The organism is Agrobacterium sp. CCNWLW32 (assembly GCF_037083425.1).
Classification (GTDB): Bacteria; Pseudomonadota; Alphaproteobacteria; order Rhizobiales; family Rhizobiaceae; genus Agrobacterium; species Agrobacterium radiobacter.
The window spans coordinates 141,681-157,780 of record NZ_JBAOJM010000009.1; the positions used below are offsets into that span (position 1 = coordinate 141,681).

Below are 16,100 nucleotides of genomic sequence, written 5' to 3' on the forward strand. Positions count from 1 at the left end.
GCATGGCGTTCGCGCGCGCCCTGCCTCCCTCAAGGCCCGACGGAAAGCCGGATTCGCCCCGATAGATGTTCGCCGGACGCAACGATCCTGACGCCAAGCGCTTCCCGCTGCGCCTCCGGCAAGCCGAGCGCTCCGGCGGCCATGGAAACGGGCTCGAGGCAAAGATAGCTGTCCATGCGGTGGACAGCCAGATGACCGAAAACGGGATCGGCCTCGATCAGCAGTGAAAACCCGTCAAACTGGACATGCGCATTAGACCAACCTGTATAATGCTCCGTGTATCCCGTCGCTGCGGGAATGACGGTCGTCTGGCGAAGTACGGCTGCTTGGCCGGTCGGCACGTTCTGCGGGTCCAGCGGATATTCCAGCCTTGCATCCGTGCGCGCTTCGCAGCCAAATCCGGCAGCCAGATAGGGATGCCAGCCCAGCGCCATCGGCGCGGGTACGTCCGCCAGATTGGTGATCGACAGGTCCACGGTGAGGCCGGCGTCTTCGAGCAGAAAAGACTGTTCAGCGCGGAAGGAAAAAGGCCATTCCCCGTCAGCCTCATAGTGGAGTACCAGCCCCGCCCGATCCGAAGCCAGACCGGAAATCTCCCAGGCTCGCCGGTGCGCAGGTCCATGCATGGCATCAGGCGCAAGGGCCGGATGGGGAGAAAGCTCATGGCGGATGCCCGCATGAACGAACGAGCTCCCATAGAGCCTATTGTGGTAAGGAAACAGCGGATAGGCGCCGGCGCGCGGCCAGTTGAACGGCTGGAAATCCTCCCCGGTTGCTGGCGCCAGAATATCACCGTAGTCCGCGTGGTGCAGATAGGTCATCCTGCCGCCCCATGCGGGACGCAGGCGGGCAGAGAGCCGCCCGCAGGCAATCGCGATCGTTTCAGGCAAAGGCATAGGAGCCGTCAGGCCGTTTCGGCACCCGTCTCTGCCATTGAATGTAACCGTCTTCCTGCATGGCTTTTTCATCCATCTCCACCCCCCAGCCGGGACGATCCGGCCTCAGTTCCAGATATCCGTCCTTCGGCAGATAGGGGTCGACGACATAGCGGGTTTCATCCTCGCGTTTTTCAAGATCGGTGCCGCCATAGACATAACATTGCCCTTTCGGCAGCCGGTATTCGAGAATACGGAAATTCTGCTGGGCGGCGGAGAAATGCACGTTGACGGCGGTAGCGAGCGGCCCCATCGGGTTATGCGGCGCAATGCTGACGAAATGGGCTTCCGCAAGCGTGGCGATGCGGCGCATTTCGGAAATGCCGCCGACGACGCAGATGTCAGGCTGAATGATGTCTGCACCCTTTACTTGAAGAAGACGCAGGAACTCATTGCGATTATAGAGACTTTCGCCTGTTGCCAGCGTGCAGTTCAGCCCCTGCTTCAGGTCTCCCCACATCTCGATGTTTTCGGGACGCAAAGGCTCTTCGAAAAACAGCGGATCGTAAGGCGCAAGCGCATTGCCAAGCTGGCGGGCGGCGGCGGGTTCAAAAATCTTGGCATGGGCGTCAAAGGCGATGTCGTAGTCAGACCGCACGGTCTCGCGAAGCGAGCGGAAATAGTCGGCGGAACTGCGCACCACCTCACCCCAGCGGTGGGCATGGATATCCACGCGCCACGGGCTAAGCTTGAAGGCCGTGAAGCCCCAGCCCTCGTTGAGGCGGTCGAACTCTTCCTTTGCCGCCGGCGCATCCGGTGCCGTGTAGACGCCGGCATAGACCTTGATGCGGTCGCGCACTTCGCCGCCCAGCAGCTTGTAAACAGGCACGCCCGCTGCCTTGGCGGCAAGGTCCCACAGGCAATGATCAAGCGCAGATATTGCTGACAGACCGAGCGCGCCGGGCGGAAAACGGTTCTGCTGGAGAAGGAGATTGTAGAGATATTCGACCCGCGTCGGGTCCTGTCCGGCGAGGAAGCCATAGAGGTAATCCAGCACCGGCGGCAAGGCGAGATCGGGGCCGTGATTGTAACATTCGCCCCAGCCGGTCAAACCGTCATCCGTATCGAGAGCGACGATGACGCGGGGGCGGTCCTTGTCGCGGGTGACGAATACCCGCATGCGATCGATTTTCATGCTTAGTCTTCCTCATGAATTGCAGCGCGCAACGGGCGCAACACTATCGGGCGGCGATCCCGTTTTTGATCTCTGGCGGTTCGACGTAGCGGAACCTGCGGGTGCGGTCCCGGTCCCGCGGGTCCGGGCGCGGAATGGCGGAAAGAAGCGCCTGCGTATAGGGATGGTCGGGCGCGTTGCAGACCTTTTCGGCGTCTCCCACTTCGACAAGCTTGCCGCGATACATCACCCCGACACGGTCGCACATGTATCTGATAACGCCGATGTCATGGCTGATGAAGATATAGGCGAGACCAAGCTCGTCCTGCAGGCGCATCAGCAGATCCAGCACCTGGAACCGCACCGAAACATCAAGCGCTGACGTCGCCTCATCCGCAACGATGATGCGGGGTTTCAGCGTGATGGCGCGGGCAATCCCGATGCGCTGGCGCTGTCCGCCGGAAAAGGCGTGCGGGTAACGTTCACGCCCGGCCGGGTCGAGACCCACCTGCTCCATCAGGGCGCAGACGCGTTCATCCAGTTCCTTGCCCCTGGCAATGCCGTTGACCAGCAACGGCTCGCCGATGACCTGCGCCACCGTCATGCGCGGATTGAGCGAGCCGAAAGGGTCCTGGAAAACCATACGCAACTCACGCCGCGCGGCTTTCAGTTCGGCACCTTCGATTTTGGCCAAGTCGACCACCGTGCCATCCGCCCGGCGATAACGCATCTCGCCGCCGGTCGGATCGTAAAGACGCATGATGGAGCGGCCCATCGTTGTCTTGCCGGAGCCGCTTTCGCCGACGATGCCAAGCGTCTCGCCCGGGAGAAGCTTGATCGACACGCCATCCAGCGCCTTCATTTCACCGAAGTGCATGGAAAGGTCGTTCACTTCGAGCACCGGCGCAGCCGTTAGATCGAGTGGAGGCCGCGCAAGCCGGATTTCCGCCTTCTGCTCCAGCTTCAGCACGGAGCCGATCAGCATGCGGGTATAGGGATCCTGCGGGCTGTGGAATATCTGCTCAACGGTGCCATATTCCTTGGCGACGCCATGATGCATGACCAGCACGTCATCGGCGATCTGCGCCACCACGCCCATATCATGGGTGATGAACAGCACCGCCATGCCATGCGCCTTTTGCAGCCGCGATATCAGGTCGAGTATTTCGGCCTGTGTGGTGACGTCAAGCGCCGTCGTCGGTTCGTCGGCGATCAACAGTTGCGGTTTGCAGGCCAGCGCCATGGCGATCATCGCACGCTGGCGCATGCCGCCCGAATATTGGAAAGCGTAACGATCCAGCGCCTTTTCGGGATTGGGAATTTCCACCTGCCGCAGCAGCTCGATGGCCTCGGCCCGCGCCTGTGCCTTGCTCATTTTCAGATGCAGACGCAGGACCTCGGTGATCTGATCACCCACCGTATGCACGGGTGAAAGCGACGACATCGGCTCCTGAAAAATCATCGCGATATCAGCGCCGCGCACCGAGCGGATGGCCCGGCTGCGCGGATCGAGCTTTGCCAGATCGAGTGACGTGCCATCGGCGCGGTTGAGGATGATCGACCCGGTCGCAATGCGGCCGGGGGTGTCGATGATCTGCAGGATCGAGCGGGCGGTGACGGATTTGCCGGAGCCGCTTTCGCCGACGACGCAGAGGGTCTTGCCGGGATCGATGGAAAAAGACAGATCGTTGACCGCCCGGAAGACGCCGTTTCGGACCGGAAATTCGGTCACGAGATTGCGGACTTCGAGCAGTGGCCTGGCGGGCTTCATGGAGAGAATGTCGCTCATCAGGACCTCACTTATTATAGGGATCGGCTGCATCGCGCAGGCCGTCACCGAGCAGATTGAGCGCCATGACGGCAATGACAACAGCGACGCCCGGCAGGAACAGCCATGGCGCGGTTGCGATCGAGCGGATGTTCTGCGCCTCGCGAAGCAGCACGCCCCAGGAAATCGTCGGCGGCTGGAGACCGAGACCGAGGAATGAGAGCGAGGTTTCCGCAAGGATCATCGCCGGAACCGCAAGCGTGACCGAGGCGATGATATGGCTCGAAAAACTCGGCAGCATATGGCGAAAGATGATGCGCCCTTCCGGCACGCCATCCAGCCGCGCCGCGGCCACGAATTCTTCGGTTCGGAGCGACAGGAACCGGCCGCGCACGACGCGGGCAAGCTGCGCCCAGCCGGTCAGGGACAGGATGATGGTGATCATCATGTATTGAAGCGTGGCAGGCCAGCCCTGCGGCAGGGCGGCGGCCAGCGCCAGCCAGATGGGAATGGTGGGCAGCGACAGCACGAAATCGATCACGCGCTGCATGACGAAATCGATGCGGCCGCCATAATAACCGGAGATACCGCCCAGGACGACGCCGAGCAGCAGCGAGAAAAACACGCCGACGAGACCGATCGACAGGGAAACCTGCGCACCCTGCACCACGCGGCTAAAGACATCGCGTCCGAGGCGGTCCGCGCCGAACAGGAAAAGCGGGCGCGTCTTGTCGGTGGAAGCCAGCAGGTGGATATTCGTGTTGAACAGGCCGAATACGGAATATTCGTAACCCCTGCCAAAAAGCTGAATCGGTATTTTCTTGGCCGTATCTTCCACGAACACGGCAGCCAGCGTTTCGGGGTTACGGGTCAGCTTCAGCGGATAATAATGCATCCCGAGCGAGAAACCCTCGGTCGTATCGACGAAATGGACGCGCTGCGGCGGATGGAAGGTGGCGCGGGCGTTCTGCAGCACCGGATCGTTGATGGCGAAGAAGCCGGGCACCAGCGCAACGATATACATGGCAACGGTGATGAACAGGGCGGCCATGGCCAGCTTGTGGCGCTTGAATGCCCACCAGATGAGCTGCCACTGCGAGGCGACGGCGGCGCGGTCCTGCCGGGCATTGGTGGTAATGGTGATATCGCTCATGGCGCCCTCCTATTCGAGACGGATGCGCGGATCGACCAGCGCAAGCAGGATGTCGCTGATAAGCGATCCGATCAGCGTCAGCGCGCAGATCAGAAGCACGAAAGCGCCGGCGAGATACATGTCCTGCGCCATCAGCGACTGCAGAAGCAGGGGTGCGGCCGTCGGCAGATTGAGCACGATGGCGACCACCACGGAGCCCGAAATGAGGTTGGGCAAAAGCCATGCGATGGTGGAAATGAACGGGTTGAGCGCAATTCTGAGCGGGTATTTCGTCAGCAGCTTGAACTCGGACAAGCCTTTCGCCCGCGCCGTGGTCACATAGGGCTTGGGCAATTCGTCCAGCATGTTGGCGCGCATGACGCGGATGAGGCTTGCGGTGGAAGACACGGCAAGAATGGCGACCGGCAGCCAGATATGAGCCATAAGGTCAACCATCTTGGCGATGCTCCAGGAGGCCGTTTCATATTCAGCTGAAAACAGCCCGCCGACATCGGCCCCGAACTCCACCGCAGCCACATACATCAGCACCAGCGCCAGCAGGAACGAGGGTATGGAAAGGCCGAAGAAGGAAAAGGCGGTGAAGAGATAATCGCCGATCGAATATTTGCGCACGGCGGAGAAGACGCCGATCGGAAGTGCGATGGCCCAGGTGGCGAGAAGGCTTGCGATGGCCAGAACCAGCGTCAGCGCCATACGCTCCCAGATGAGGCCCGAAACCGGCTGCTGCCATTCGAACGAGATGCCGAAATCGCCACGGCTGATGATGCCCCATATCCATTTCAGATATTGCACGATCATGGGATCATCGAGGCCGAAACGTTCACGCAGCTGCGCCGCGGTATTGTGGTCGATGACCTCGTTGGAGGCAGCCAGTGTGGCGATATAGGTCGTCACATAGTCACCGGGCGGCAGCTGGATCAGGACAAAGGCAAGGAAACTGACGGCAAACAGGGACGGTATCATCCACAGCAGGCGTTTTACGATAAAAAGCAGCATGTCGCTCTCGCAATCACATTGTGCCATACGCACTGCCTTCCACTGAGGAAACGGTATGCGGATGGTCGAAACAACCTGAGAGGCGTCGCCGCGTTACGGCAGCGACGCCCATGTGGTGGTATCAGCTTGTGAAGGTGAACTGTTGCGGCAGCGCCGGGCCGGGGTTGGGCCATGTCCAGCTGTCGGGTTCCGTTTCCGGCACATTGCGCAGATTATTGCGGATGATGCCGAAACCACCAACGGCAAGGCAGAGACCGATCGTCTCGAACTCTTCCGCCGCGATATCGAAGATTTCCTTCATCTTCTCGCCGCGTTTGGCAAGGTCGGCCGTCGAGCGCGCCTCGTCAAACAGCTTGAAGCGCCTCTTCTGGCTTTCCGGCGGCTCTTCGCCCTTCTGGCCATTCGAGGTGTACCAGAGCGCCCACGGAATGGCGTAACGCGAACCCTGCGGGTGGAATGCGAAGAAATCGCGCGGATCAAGCATCGGGTCGAGACCGCCGGGGCCGGGCCAGACGGCAGCATCATGGGCGTTGTCATCGCCGCGTGTATAATAGAGCGCGCGTTCGATGGTGTTGACCTTGATGTCGACACCGATCTGCGCCCATTGCGCCTTCACCAGTTCCAGCGCATCGACCAGATCGGGATAGAGCGTCGGGATGACATCGATCGAGAAGAAGACGGGCTGGCCATCAGGCCGCAACCGCATACCGTTGCCGTTCTTCTTGTCGTAACCGGCCTTGTCGAGAAGATCATTCGCCTTGTCGGCATCATATTCGGTAAACTGGCGCGCCAGCTTTTCATTATACCAGGGGTGTGTCGGGCGTGGTCCGGCCTGATACCCCTCGCTCTGGCTGAAATAGACGATGTCGATGATTTCCTGCCGGTTGAGCGCGATGGACAGCGCCTGACGGAAGGACTTGTCCGCGAACATCTTGCGCATTGCCGGGTCTTTATGGGTGATGTTCAGGTAGATCTGGCATTGCTGCGCGGCAGACGGCACCAGAGTGAGCAGGCGATAATCGCCTTTTTTCATGTTCTGAGACAGGGTCGGCTTGTTGGCGAGAACGCTGATATGGCGCTCCTGAATGTCGATCTTGCCGGAAATGACGTTCAGCATCAGCGATTCGACATCCTGCGAAATGCCGAAATTGATTTCGTCGATATAGGGCAGCTGGTTGCCTTCGGTATCGACCTGCCAGAAGTAAGGGTTGCGGGTCATGACCACCCGCGTCGCACCGCCGGAATAGGGTTCCTTCACCACCCACGGATCAAGGGTCGGCTTGTCGACATTCGACCAGCGGGACGGAATTTCGATATCGCCGCACTTCGCCCGGAACAGTTCCGTCCAGCTGGAGACACCCGCAGCCTTCACATCGGCATCAAGCGCCGTGTTGTATTTAGGCAGGAACTTGCTGCAATAATGCTTGGGAAACAGCGTCGGATGCTGGCCGAGCGGCGTGGCGAGGTTTTCGAGATAAAGCGCATTCGGCGCTGCGAATTTGAACTTTACCGTGAAATCGTCGACTTTTTCGACATCGACCGCCTTGCCCGCAACGGAGAGCTGCGCTGGCGTGGCGCTGTAAAGCTCCTTGTTCTTGATGCAGTCCTCGATGGCGAACACCACATCATCTGCGGTGAAGGGATGACCATCCGACCATTTTGCGCCCTCCAGCAAATGGAAGGTGAATTGCGAAGCATCGTCGTTGACTTCCCATTTCACCGCAAGGTTCGGCAGAACCTCGGTGAAGTCCATATTCCAGCGAACCAGCCCCTGATTGCCGACCATGCGCAGGATGCCGTTATGGTCCGACGAACCGCGCAGGCCACGGCGCAACGTGCCGCCATAGGAGCCGATTTTCTCGTGCGGTGTCACCACCATCGGATTTTTCGGCAGACGTTCGGCCAGGGGCGGCAATTTACCGTCCTTTACCAGCGCCTCCAGTTGCGGCGCCTGCTTGCCGGCAGCAGCCCGCGCCGAGGTCCCGATGACGGAAAGGGCGGCCACGCCGCCAAGCCCCGCCATAAAGGTTCGGCGCGTTACGCCCAGTGAAAATGCTTCGCCATCGCGCATCGACAATCCTCCAAAAAATCACCGGCAGCGAAACGGTTTTCACCGTGCCGCAACAGCCCTCCCGGCCAGCCAGCATACCGATCCTCCATCGGCAGGGGCAGACCATATGGGCGTTTTCAGATGATTACAAGTATTGACAGCTTTTTACATATTTTTTATTCGTAGATAGGTTTTCAGGATCAGGCTTGAAGAAAAAATCGGCACGACAGCCCCCTCGCTCACAAAAACCCCGGGATTTCTGTTGCGATTGAAATGCAGGAAACCCATTAACTTCAGCGATTTGCAACGGAAGGGCTGCTGATGGACAATCAAACCGCATCTGCCGCCGCTCGAGGCGAGACTCGGCTGAGCGACATCATCTACGAAAAAATCATCGGCATGATTTCGGACGGGCGGTTTCCCGTGAACGAACGGCTGCCATCGGAACAGAATCTGGCGTCGTTGTTCGGCGCATCCCGGCCGGTGGTGCGCGAAGCCCTGGAGCGGCTTCGAAACGATGGCCTCATCGTCTCCCAGAAAGGGTCAGGTTCCTATGTGCGCCAGCAGCCGGATTCGTCCGTGTTGCAACAGGTTCCTGTCGGCTCGCTTGCAGATGTGCAGCGGTTTTTCGAATTCCGGTCCGGCCTTGAATCTTCAGCGGCCGAACTTGCGGCGCGCAACTGGCAGGCCGCCGATAAAGCCCGCATCGAGCAGGCCATTGCGGCGCTGGAACAATGTCTGGAGCGCAACGATCTTGGTGCGGAGGAAGACTTTGCCCTGCACGAAGCCATTGCGAAGGCGAGCCATAACCAGTTCCACATCACGGTGCGGATCTGGTTCAAGCCGCATTTCGCGATCGGCCAGTCGGTGACACGCAGCCTCAGCCTCAAGCGGACGCCGCAACATGTGCGCGAGGTGCAGAACGAGCATACGGCAATCGTGGAAGCGATCTTTGCGCGCCAGGAGCAGGCTGCGCATGACGCGATGAAAGACCACATCCTGAAGGCGCGCGCCCGCATGTTTCAGGGCGTCGGCGGCTAGAAGCGTTTCCGCAATTCGAAGGACGAAGCCCTATGGGGCAATGGAGAATAATCAGTGAGCCAGCCGCGCATCATAGAGCCGAAACTCCGCTCCCTTATCGATACGCCGTTGAAGGTTGGAGAATCACCGGCATGGGATGAGCGGACGGGCAATCTGTGGTTCGTCGATATTCTCGCCCCCGCCATTTTCTGCCTGCATCCGGGCGGAAAACTCGACAGATATGATATGCCCGCCCAGGTGGGATGTCTCGGTCTTTGCGACAATGGCCTGATCGTGGCGGGTCTCAAGACCGGCGTGCATCTTCTTGATCCCGCGACCGGAAAACTCGAACTTCTGTGCGACCCTGACGAAGGGCGGCCTGACAGCCGCCTCAACGACGGGAAGGTTGGCCCGGACGGCCATTTCTGGGTGGGGACCCGCGACGAGGCCGGGATACAGACGGGCAATGCACGCCTCTATCGCGTCGCGCCGGATGGCGGCGTCGAACGCATCATCGATGGCGACATGTTCACCTCTAACGGGCTCGCCTGGAGCCCGGATGGCAGGCGCATGTATCATTCCGACAGCAGCGGTCTCATGTATCAGGCGTTCGATTTCGATGTCGCGACGGGCCGGCTCGGGCCGGCCGAACGTCTTCACGATTTCGCACCGGACGAAGGCAGGCCGGATGGCGCGGCGACCGATTGCGAAGGCTGTTACTGGAGCGCCGGCGTTCAGGCTGGCCGTCTCAACCGCTTTTCACCGGATGGTGAACTGTTCGAGATCTACAGGCTGCCGTTCAGGGGGCCGACCATGCCGTGTTTCGGCGGTCCTGATCTCAAAACGATCTATCTCACAAGTCTCGTCACCGAGACGAACGGAATTGCCACGCCGGGCACGCTTGTTGCCTTTGATGCGCCCGTTGCGGGGGCAGCCGTACACAAGTTTTCCATCTGAAGACGCTTTCATCTTGAGGAAACCAGTTGATGACGACATTTGATTTTCGCCAGGCTCTGCACGGCATCTCCGGCGTTCCCGTAACAGCCTATGAGGCCGGCGGGGAAGTCGACATTGGTGTCACGACCGAGGTCTATGCCCGCGTTGCAAGGGCGGGCATCCACAACATCGTTGCAGCCGGCAATACCGGCGAATTCTACGCTCTCACACCGGCCGAGATTCTCAGGGTCTACGAAGCCGCGATAAAAGGTGTTGATGGCAAAGCCCCGGTCACGGCGGCGATTGGACGCTCGCAGCGCGAGGCTCTCGCCATGGCGCGTCAGGCAAGGGAGATGGGCGCATCCGCCGTCATGTCCCATCAGCCGGTCGACCCCTTTGCAGCGCCTCAGTCGCAGATCGACTATTTCATCGGTCTGGCTGACGGCAGCGAGCTGCCGCTGGTTGCCTATGTCCGCGCCGACGGTTTTTCGGTCGATGACATGGTGAGGCTTGCCAGCCATCCGAATGTTGCTGGCATCAAGTTCGCAACGACCGACATCATGCTTCTGTCGCGTGCGATAGCCGCTTCCGATCAGAAGGGCGCGCTCTATGTCTGCGGCCTTGCGGAAAGCTGGGCGCCCGCCTTTTCGGCAGTGGGCGCCCGCGGCTTCACATCCGGCCTCGTCAACGTGGCTCCGCAATTCTCGCTTGAGGTTCATGAGGCCCTGACGTCAGGCGATTTTTCAGCGGCAAGGAAGGTCGTTGAAAAGATCGAACTCTTCGAGCGGCTGCGGACGCGCTATCGCAACGGCGCAAACGTGACAGTGGTGAAGGAAGCCATGGAAATCCTTGGCCTAAAGGTTGGCCCGGTTCGAGCGCCGGGACTTGCCCGTCTGGACGAACAGGATCGCAAGACGCTTGAAGGGCTGCTCGCCAGCTGGCGTTGACAGACGAGTTACCGGCAAGCTGCATTTTGTCTATGTAATATGCCGGCCATGGGCCGGCATATTCGTTGCGGGCGGAGCAGCGATCCTGCGCCACCGAAGGGGTGATGGAGGCTCAGCCGAACAGAGCCAGACTGCTCTTCACGGTCACCCACACGCCCCAGAGAAGCGGAATGCCGACCGCAATCCAGGCCAGCGCCGCCTTGGCGTCCAGCCCGCCGCGTCCGATGCCGAAGGAGCCCGTGGGGCCGGCATTGGCTGCCGCCGTCTTGGCCTGCAGTGCCGCGACCTCCGCGTCCAACATGAACCACTTGTCCGAAAGCGGCCGCACGAAGGCGTTGGCCACGAGGCCGATCGCCAGCATGCCCGCCAGAATATACATGGTGCTGGTGTAGAGCGCCGGCCCGGGCGCGACACCCGCCGCGATCTGCGCTTCGCGGATGTAGTTGACGACGACGGGACCGGCAATGCCGGCAGTCGCCCAGGCTGTCAGCAGGCGACCGTGGATTGCGCCGACGAACTGCGTACCGAAGATATCGGCGAGATAAGCGGGAATGGTTGCGAAACCACCGCCATACATGGACAGGATGATGCCGAAGGCCAGAACGAACAGCGCCTTGTTACCCATCGTCGCCAGCGTCGGCGCCAGCGCATAAAGAATGATGCCGAGAATGAAGAAGCAGAAATAAGTGTTCTTGCGGCCGATCTTGTCGGACATCGACGCCCAGAAGAAACGTCCGCCGATGTTGAACAGCGAAAGCAGGCCGGTGAAACCGGCAGCAATCGCCGCAATCTGCGCCTTCTGCCCGGCGTCAAGATCCGCAAAACCCACGCCAGGCAGGCCGATCAGCGAGCCGGCGAAGATTTCCTGCAACATGGGCGAGGCCATGCCGATGACGCCGATACCGGCCGATACGTTGAGGCACAGCACCGCCCAGATGAGCCAGAACTGCGGCGTCTTGTGCGCGTCGCGCAGATGCACATGGCGATGGGTTATCATGGCGCTTTTTGCTGAAGGCGCCGTCCAGCCTTCCGGACGCCAGCCCGATGGCGGAATGCGGTAACCGAAGGCGCCCGCCATCATGAAGACGAAATAGATCAGGGCCATGACAACGAAAGTCTGCCAGACGCCGACCGAAACATCCGTCTTGAAGCTGTTCATCAGAAGATTGGCGAGCGGCGCGCCGATCATCGCCCCGCCGCCGAAGCCCATGATGGCCATGCCGGTCGCCATGCCGCGACGGTCCGGAAACCATTTGATCAGCGTCGATACGGGCGAAATATAGCCAAGGCCGAGCCCGACGCCGCCGATGACGCCAGCGCCCAGCCACATCAGCCATAGCTGATGGGTGATGACGCCGACCGCCGCCACCAGAATGCCGCCGCACCAGCAGCAGGCGGAAACGAAACCGGCCTTGCGCGGCCCCACTCTTTCCAGCCAGCCGCCCCAAATGGCGGCCGAGCAGCCAAGAAGAACGAAGAAGAGCGTATAGATCCAGCCGAGATCGGCCACGCGCCAGTTGCACTCGGTGGTGAACAGCGCGCCCAGAAGGGTAAGGCTGGAGCAGCTGGGGTCCGTCGCCGGCAACGCCTTCGACAGCGGTAGCCAGAACACGCTGAAGCCATAGGCCATGCCGATGCATAGATGAATGGCAAGGGCCGCCGGGGGCACCAGCCAGCGATTGAAACCCGGTCTTGCGATTATTCGTTCGCGGTCCAAAAACCCGGCTTGCGCCGCCTCTCCCGCCGTTGCGTCTGCTACTGCCATTGACATTACCTCCCTCGTGAATGTCTGGACATCTCAAATTCGCCCCGCCAGGCGAACATCGATATTGCCGGACGTCCTCCTGTCCGGCGGAAAGTCTGAATTGTGGTCTTGCCGCTCACGCCCCCGCGTTTTCGGGTATGCTCGGCTCGGAAAGGGACTCCCCCGCAATTGCGCCCTTCCCGCCCGGCGCGCCCTTCGCATCACCGCCGAGACCAACCGCATCGGCTGCCGGATCACCGGGCCGCTTGATCTCCTTCGACGCAGCAAGCACAAGCGGCAGAAAATGACCGGCCCCGGCATCCACCATCTCGAAGAACCGGCGACGCATGCGCGGCTCCCAGAACTTGTTGATGTGCGTGGCGACACCGTTGATGCGAATATCTTCCGGCTGCGACAGAAAAAATGTCGCGATCTGGTTCGCCATTCTCACCAGTTTTTCATCGGTGTGGTTGAGCAACATGACCTATTCCCCCGCGCCGACCGTCAGCCGACGCCTCTGTGTGTGACAAGGCCGGGCGCACCCGGCCCTCCTTATTCCGCCGCTTCGAGCTTGCCGGCGATGCGCCGTGCACGGCGGCCAAGCGCATCATATTCCTCCTGCCACTCGGTCGGCCCGTTGGAGGGCGAGACCTGCACGGCGGTCACCTTGTATTCGGGACAGTTGGTGGCCCAGTCGGAGAAGTCGGTGGTGATGACATTTGCCTGCGTGCCGGGGTGGTGGAAGGTCGTATAGACCACACCCGGCGCCACACGGTCGGTGATCAGCGCTCTCAGCGTCGTGTCTCCAGACCGGCTGCCGAGCTTGATCCAGTCGCCATCCTTCACGCCGCGCTGTTCAGCATCATGCGGATGGATTTCGAGACGATCCTCCTCGTGCCAGACGACGTTTTCGGTGCGCCGTGTCTGCGCCCCGACATTGTATTGCGACAGGATGCGGCCGGTGGTGAGCAGCAGCGGGAAACGCGGCCCGGTGCGTTCGTCCGTCGCCACATATTCCGTGCGGATGAACTTGCCCTTGCCACGCACGAAACCATCCACATGCATGATCGGCGAACCGTCAGGGAACTTCTCGTTGCAGGGCCACTGCACCGAGCCCTTTTCTTCCAGATAGGCGTAGGAAACACTGGCAAAGCTCGGCGTCGTTGCGGCGATCTCATCCATGATCTCGGACGGATGGGCGTAATTCCACGCAAGACCCATGGCTTGCGCCAGCTTCTGCGTCACTTCCCAGTCGGCATAACCGTTCTTCGGCGACATGACCTTGCGCACGCGGTTGATACGGCGCTCGGCATTGGTGAAGGTGCCGTCCTTTTCAAGGAAGGTGGAACCCGGCAGGAAGACATGGGCATAATTCGCCGTCTCGTTCAGGAAGAGATCGTGCACCACGACACATTCCATGGCGGCGAGACCGGCGGACACATGTTTCGTATCCGGGTCGGATTGCAGAATGTCCTCGCCCTGAATGTAGATGCCCTTGAAGCTGCCATCCACGGCCGCATCGAGCATATTGGGGATACGCAACCCCGGCTCGTTGTTGAGCTTCACACCCCAGAGTTTCTCGAAGACGTCACGCGTCGCATCGTCTGAAATATGCCGGTAGCCCGGAAGCTCGTGCGGGAAAGACCCCATGTCGCAGGAGCCCTGCACATTGTTCTGGCCGCGCAGCGGATTGACGCCCACGCCCGGACGACCAATGTTGCCGGTCGCCATGGCCAGATTGGCGATCGCCATGACGGTGGTCGAACCCTGGCTGTGTTCGGTGACACCGAGACCATAATAAATCGCGCCATTGCCGCCCTTGGCATAAAGCCGGGCAGCACCACGCAGATCTTCCGCCGGAACGCCCGTAAAACGTTCCGTCTCTTCCGGGCTGTGCCGCGGCTCGGCCACGAAAGCCGCCCAGTCCTCGAATTCCGACCAGTCGCAGCGCTCGCGGATGAAGGCCTCGTTGAACAGCCCTTCCGTGACGATCACATGCGCCAGTGCCGTCAGCACGGCAACATTGGTTCCCGGAAGCAACGGCAGATGGAAAGCGGCCTCTACATGCGGCGTACGCACGAGATCGATGCGGCGCGGATCGATGACGATGAGTTTTGCGCCCTGACGCAGCCGCTTCTTCAGCCGCGAGCCGAAAACAGGGTGGCCATCCGTCGGATTGGCGCCGATCACAAGCACGACATCGGACTGCTCGACGCTGTCGAAATTCTGCGTGCCGGCGGAGGTGCCGAAAGCCTGCCCGAGACCATAACCCGTCGGCGAATGGCAGACGCGGGCGCAGGTATCGACGTTGTTATTACCGAAGCCGGCGCGGATGAGTTTCTGGACGAGGAAGGTTTCTTCATTCGTGCAGCGGGACGAGGTGATACCGCCGATGGATTCCCGGCCATATTGCCCCTGGATACGCCGGAACTCCGAGGCAACGTGAGAGAAGGCCTCCTCCCACGTGACTTCCCGCCATGGATCGCTGATCTTTTCGCGGATCATCGGGTTGAGAATGCGGTCCCTGTGGGTGGCGTAACCATAGGCAAAACGGCCCTTGACGCAGGAATGGCCGCGATTGGCCTGCCCGTCCTTCCACGGTACCATGCGCACCAGCTCTTCACCGCGCATTTCCGCCTTGAAGGAGCACCCCACACCGCAATAGGCGCAGGTCGTGACCATCGAATGTTCCGGCTGGCCAATCTCGATCACCGATTTTTCGGTAAGCGTCGCCGTCGGACAGGCCTGCACGCAGGCGCCGCAGGAAACGCAGTCGGAATCGAGGAAAGCCTCATGTGCGCCGGGCGAGACCCGGCTCTCAAAACCGCGCCCTTCGATCGTCAGTGCGAAGGTGCCCTGCACTTCCTCGCAGGCGCGCACGCAGCGGGAACAGACGATGCATTTGGAAGGATCGTAGGTGAAATAGGGATTGCTTTCGTCCTTCGGCATCCAGCGGGCATTGAGATCGCCATCACCGTCGCGGGCCTTGACGTGGTTGTCGCCTTCATAACCGTAACGCACATCGCGCAGGCCAACGGCACCCGCCATATCCTGCAGTTCGCAATCGCCATTGGCGGCGCAGGTCAGACAGTCAAGCGGGTGATCAGAGATATAAAGCTCCATCACGCCCTTGCGGATCTGCTTCAGCCGCTCCGTCTGCGTGTGCACGACGAGACCGGCAGCGACCGGCGTGGTGCAGGAGGCGGGGGTGCCATTGCGGCCCTCCACCTCGATAAGACAGAGGCGGCAGGAGCCGAAGGCATCCACCATATCGGTGGCGCAGAGCTTGGGAACATCGATGCCCGCTTCGCGCGAGGCGCGCATGATCGACGTTCCGGCCGGGACGGTTACCTGACGTCCGTCGATGGTGAGCGTCACCATGTCAGTCGCGAGGGATTTGGGGGTTCCATAGTCGAATTCTGTCACAAGGGCCATGG

12 protein-coding genes are annotated in these 16,100 nt (G+C 60.7%); 3 read left to right on the top strand and 9 right to left on the bottom strand.

The window, feature by feature from the left end; translation table 11 throughout:
• Positions 1-29: 29 nt before the first annotated feature.
• The 6 genes from V6R85_RS18725 to V6R85_RS18750 all read right to left on the bottom strand — a co-directional run bounded on the left by V6R85_RS18725 (position 30) and on the right by V6R85_RS18750 (position 8,037).
• Positions 30-896: an aldose epimerase family protein gene (locus tag V6R85_RS18725; RefSeq protein WP_107676768.1), complete on the bottom strand. Its 867-nt coding sequence runs from the start codon at positions 894-896 to the stop codon at positions 30-32.
• Complete coding sequence (locus V6R85_RS18730; protein ID WP_336377117.1) at positions 883-2,070, bottom strand: galactarate dehydratase; 1,188 nt, start codon at positions 2,068-2,070, stop codon at positions 883-885. The genes V6R85_RS18725 and V6R85_RS18730 overlap by 14 nt, the downstream gene beginning before the upstream one ends.
• A gap of 43 nt (positions 2,071-2,113) precedes the next feature.
• On the bottom strand, positions 2,114-3,838 hold the full coding sequence (locus tag V6R85_RS18735) for an ABC transporter ATP-binding protein (RefSeq protein WP_162690408.1): 1,725 nt from the start codon (positions 3,836-3,838) through the stop codon (positions 2,114-2,116).
• A 7-nt stretch (positions 3,839-3,845) separates the two neighbouring features.
• The gene (locus tag V6R85_RS18740; protein WP_020810964.1) at positions 3,846-4,970 is read right to left on the bottom strand and encodes an ABC transporter permease; all 1,125 of its coding nucleotides are present in this window, start codon (positions 4,968-4,970) and stop codon (positions 3,846-3,848) included.
• Positions 4,971-4,979: 9 nt separating this feature from the next.
• Positions 4,980-5,966, bottom strand: a complete 987-nt coding sequence (locus tag V6R85_RS18745) for an ABC transporter permease (protein ID WP_003505682.1) — start codon at positions 5,964-5,966, stop codon at positions 4,980-4,982.
• Between the two features lie 121 nt (positions 5,967-6,087).
• On the bottom strand, positions 6,088-8,037 hold the full coding sequence (locus tag V6R85_RS18750; protein ID WP_020810963.1) for an ABC transporter substrate-binding protein: 1,950 nt from the start codon (positions 8,035-8,037) through the stop codon (positions 6,088-6,090).
• A gap of 300 nt (positions 8,038-8,337) precedes the next feature.
• On the opposite strand from V6R85_RS18750, the gene V6R85_RS18755 reads away from it, so the two are divergent.
• From V6R85_RS18755 to V6R85_RS18765, 3 genes are read left to right on the top strand one after another with little or no spacing between them, the layout of a single operon-like run.
• Complete coding sequence (locus tag V6R85_RS18755; RefSeq protein WP_080864427.1) at positions 8,338-9,057, top strand: FadR/GntR family transcriptional regulator; 720 nt, start codon at positions 8,338-8,340, stop codon at positions 9,055-9,057.
• 54 nt (positions 9,058-9,111) lie between these two features.
• Positions 9,112-9,993: an SMP-30/gluconolactonase/LRE family protein gene (locus V6R85_RS18760; RefSeq protein ID WP_020810960.1), complete on the top strand. Its 882-nt coding sequence runs from the start codon at positions 9,112-9,114 to the stop codon at positions 9,991-9,993.
• A 29-nt stretch (positions 9,994-10,022) separates the two neighbouring features.
• On the top strand, positions 10,023-10,919 hold the full coding sequence (locus tag V6R85_RS18765) for a dihydrodipicolinate synthase family protein (protein WP_020810959.1): 897 nt from the start codon (positions 10,023-10,025) through the stop codon (positions 10,917-10,919).
• 112 nt (positions 10,920-11,031) lie between these two features.
• Here the strand turns inward: V6R85_RS18765 and V6R85_RS18770 are convergent, their stop codons facing one another.
• The 3 genes from V6R85_RS18770 to fdhF all read right to left on the bottom strand — a co-directional run bounded on the left by V6R85_RS18770 (position 11,032) and on the right by fdhF (position 16,098).
• Positions 11,032-12,684 carry an OFA family MFS transporter gene (locus V6R85_RS18770; protein WP_020810958.1) on the bottom strand — a complete coding sequence of 551 codons (1,653 nt, stop codon included), beginning with the start codon at positions 12,682-12,684 and terminating at the stop codon, positions 11,032-11,034.
• 115 nt (positions 12,685-12,799) lie between these two features.
• Positions 12,800-13,144 carry a formate dehydrogenase subunit delta gene (locus tag V6R85_RS18775; RefSeq protein WP_020810957.1) on the bottom strand — a complete coding sequence of 115 codons (345 nt, stop codon included), beginning with the start codon at positions 13,142-13,144 and terminating at the stop codon, positions 12,800-12,802.
• A 71-nt stretch (positions 13,145-13,215) separates the two neighbouring features.
• On the bottom strand, positions 13,216-16,098 hold the full coding sequence (gene fdhF / locus V6R85_RS18780; protein WP_020810956.1) for a formate dehydrogenase subunit alpha: 2,883 nt from the start codon (positions 16,096-16,098) through the stop codon (positions 13,216-13,218).
• Positions 16,099-16,100: the final 2 nt, after the last annotated feature.

Coding starts and splice junctions, on each gene's coding strand:
- V6R85_RS18725 (WP_107676768.1), bottom strand. CDS start 896: ATGCCTTTGCCTGAAACGATCGCGATTGCCTGCGGGCGGCTCTCTGCC.
- V6R85_RS18730 (WP_336377117.1), bottom strand. CDS start 2,070: ATGAAAATCGATCGCATGCGGGTATTCGTCACCCGCGACAAGGACCGC.
- V6R85_RS18735 (WP_162690408.1), bottom strand. CDS start 3,838: ATGAGCGACATTCTCTCCATGAAGCCCGCCAGGCCACTGCTCGAAGTC.
- V6R85_RS18740 (WP_020810964.1), bottom strand. CDS start 4,970: ATGAGCGATATCACCATTACCACCAATGCCCGGCAGGACCGCGCCGCC.
- V6R85_RS18745 (WP_003505682.1), bottom strand. CDS start 5,966: ATGCTGCTTTTTATCGTAAAACGCCTGCTGTGGATGATACCGTCCCTG.
- V6R85_RS18750 (WP_020810963.1), bottom strand. CDS start 8,037: ATGCGCGATGGCGAAGCATTTTCACTGGGCGTAACGCGCCGAACCTTT.
- V6R85_RS18755 (WP_080864427.1), top strand. CDS start 8,338: ATGGACAATCAAACCGCATCTGCCGCCGCTCGAGGCGAGACTCGGCTG.
- V6R85_RS18765 (WP_020810959.1), top strand. CDS start 10,023: ATGACGACATTTGATTTTCGCCAGGCTCTGCACGGCATCTCCGGCGTT.
- V6R85_RS18770 (WP_020810958.1), bottom strand. CDS start 12,684: ATGGCAGTAGCAGACGCAACGGCGGGAGAGGCGGCGCAAGCCGGGTTT.
- V6R85_RS18775 (WP_020810957.1), bottom strand. CDS start 13,144: ATGTTGCTCAACCACACCGATGAAAAACTGGTGAGAATGGCGAACCAG.
- fdhF (WP_020810956.1), bottom strand. CDS start 16,098: ATGGCCCTTGTGACAGAATTCGACTATGGAACCCCCAAATCCCTCGCG.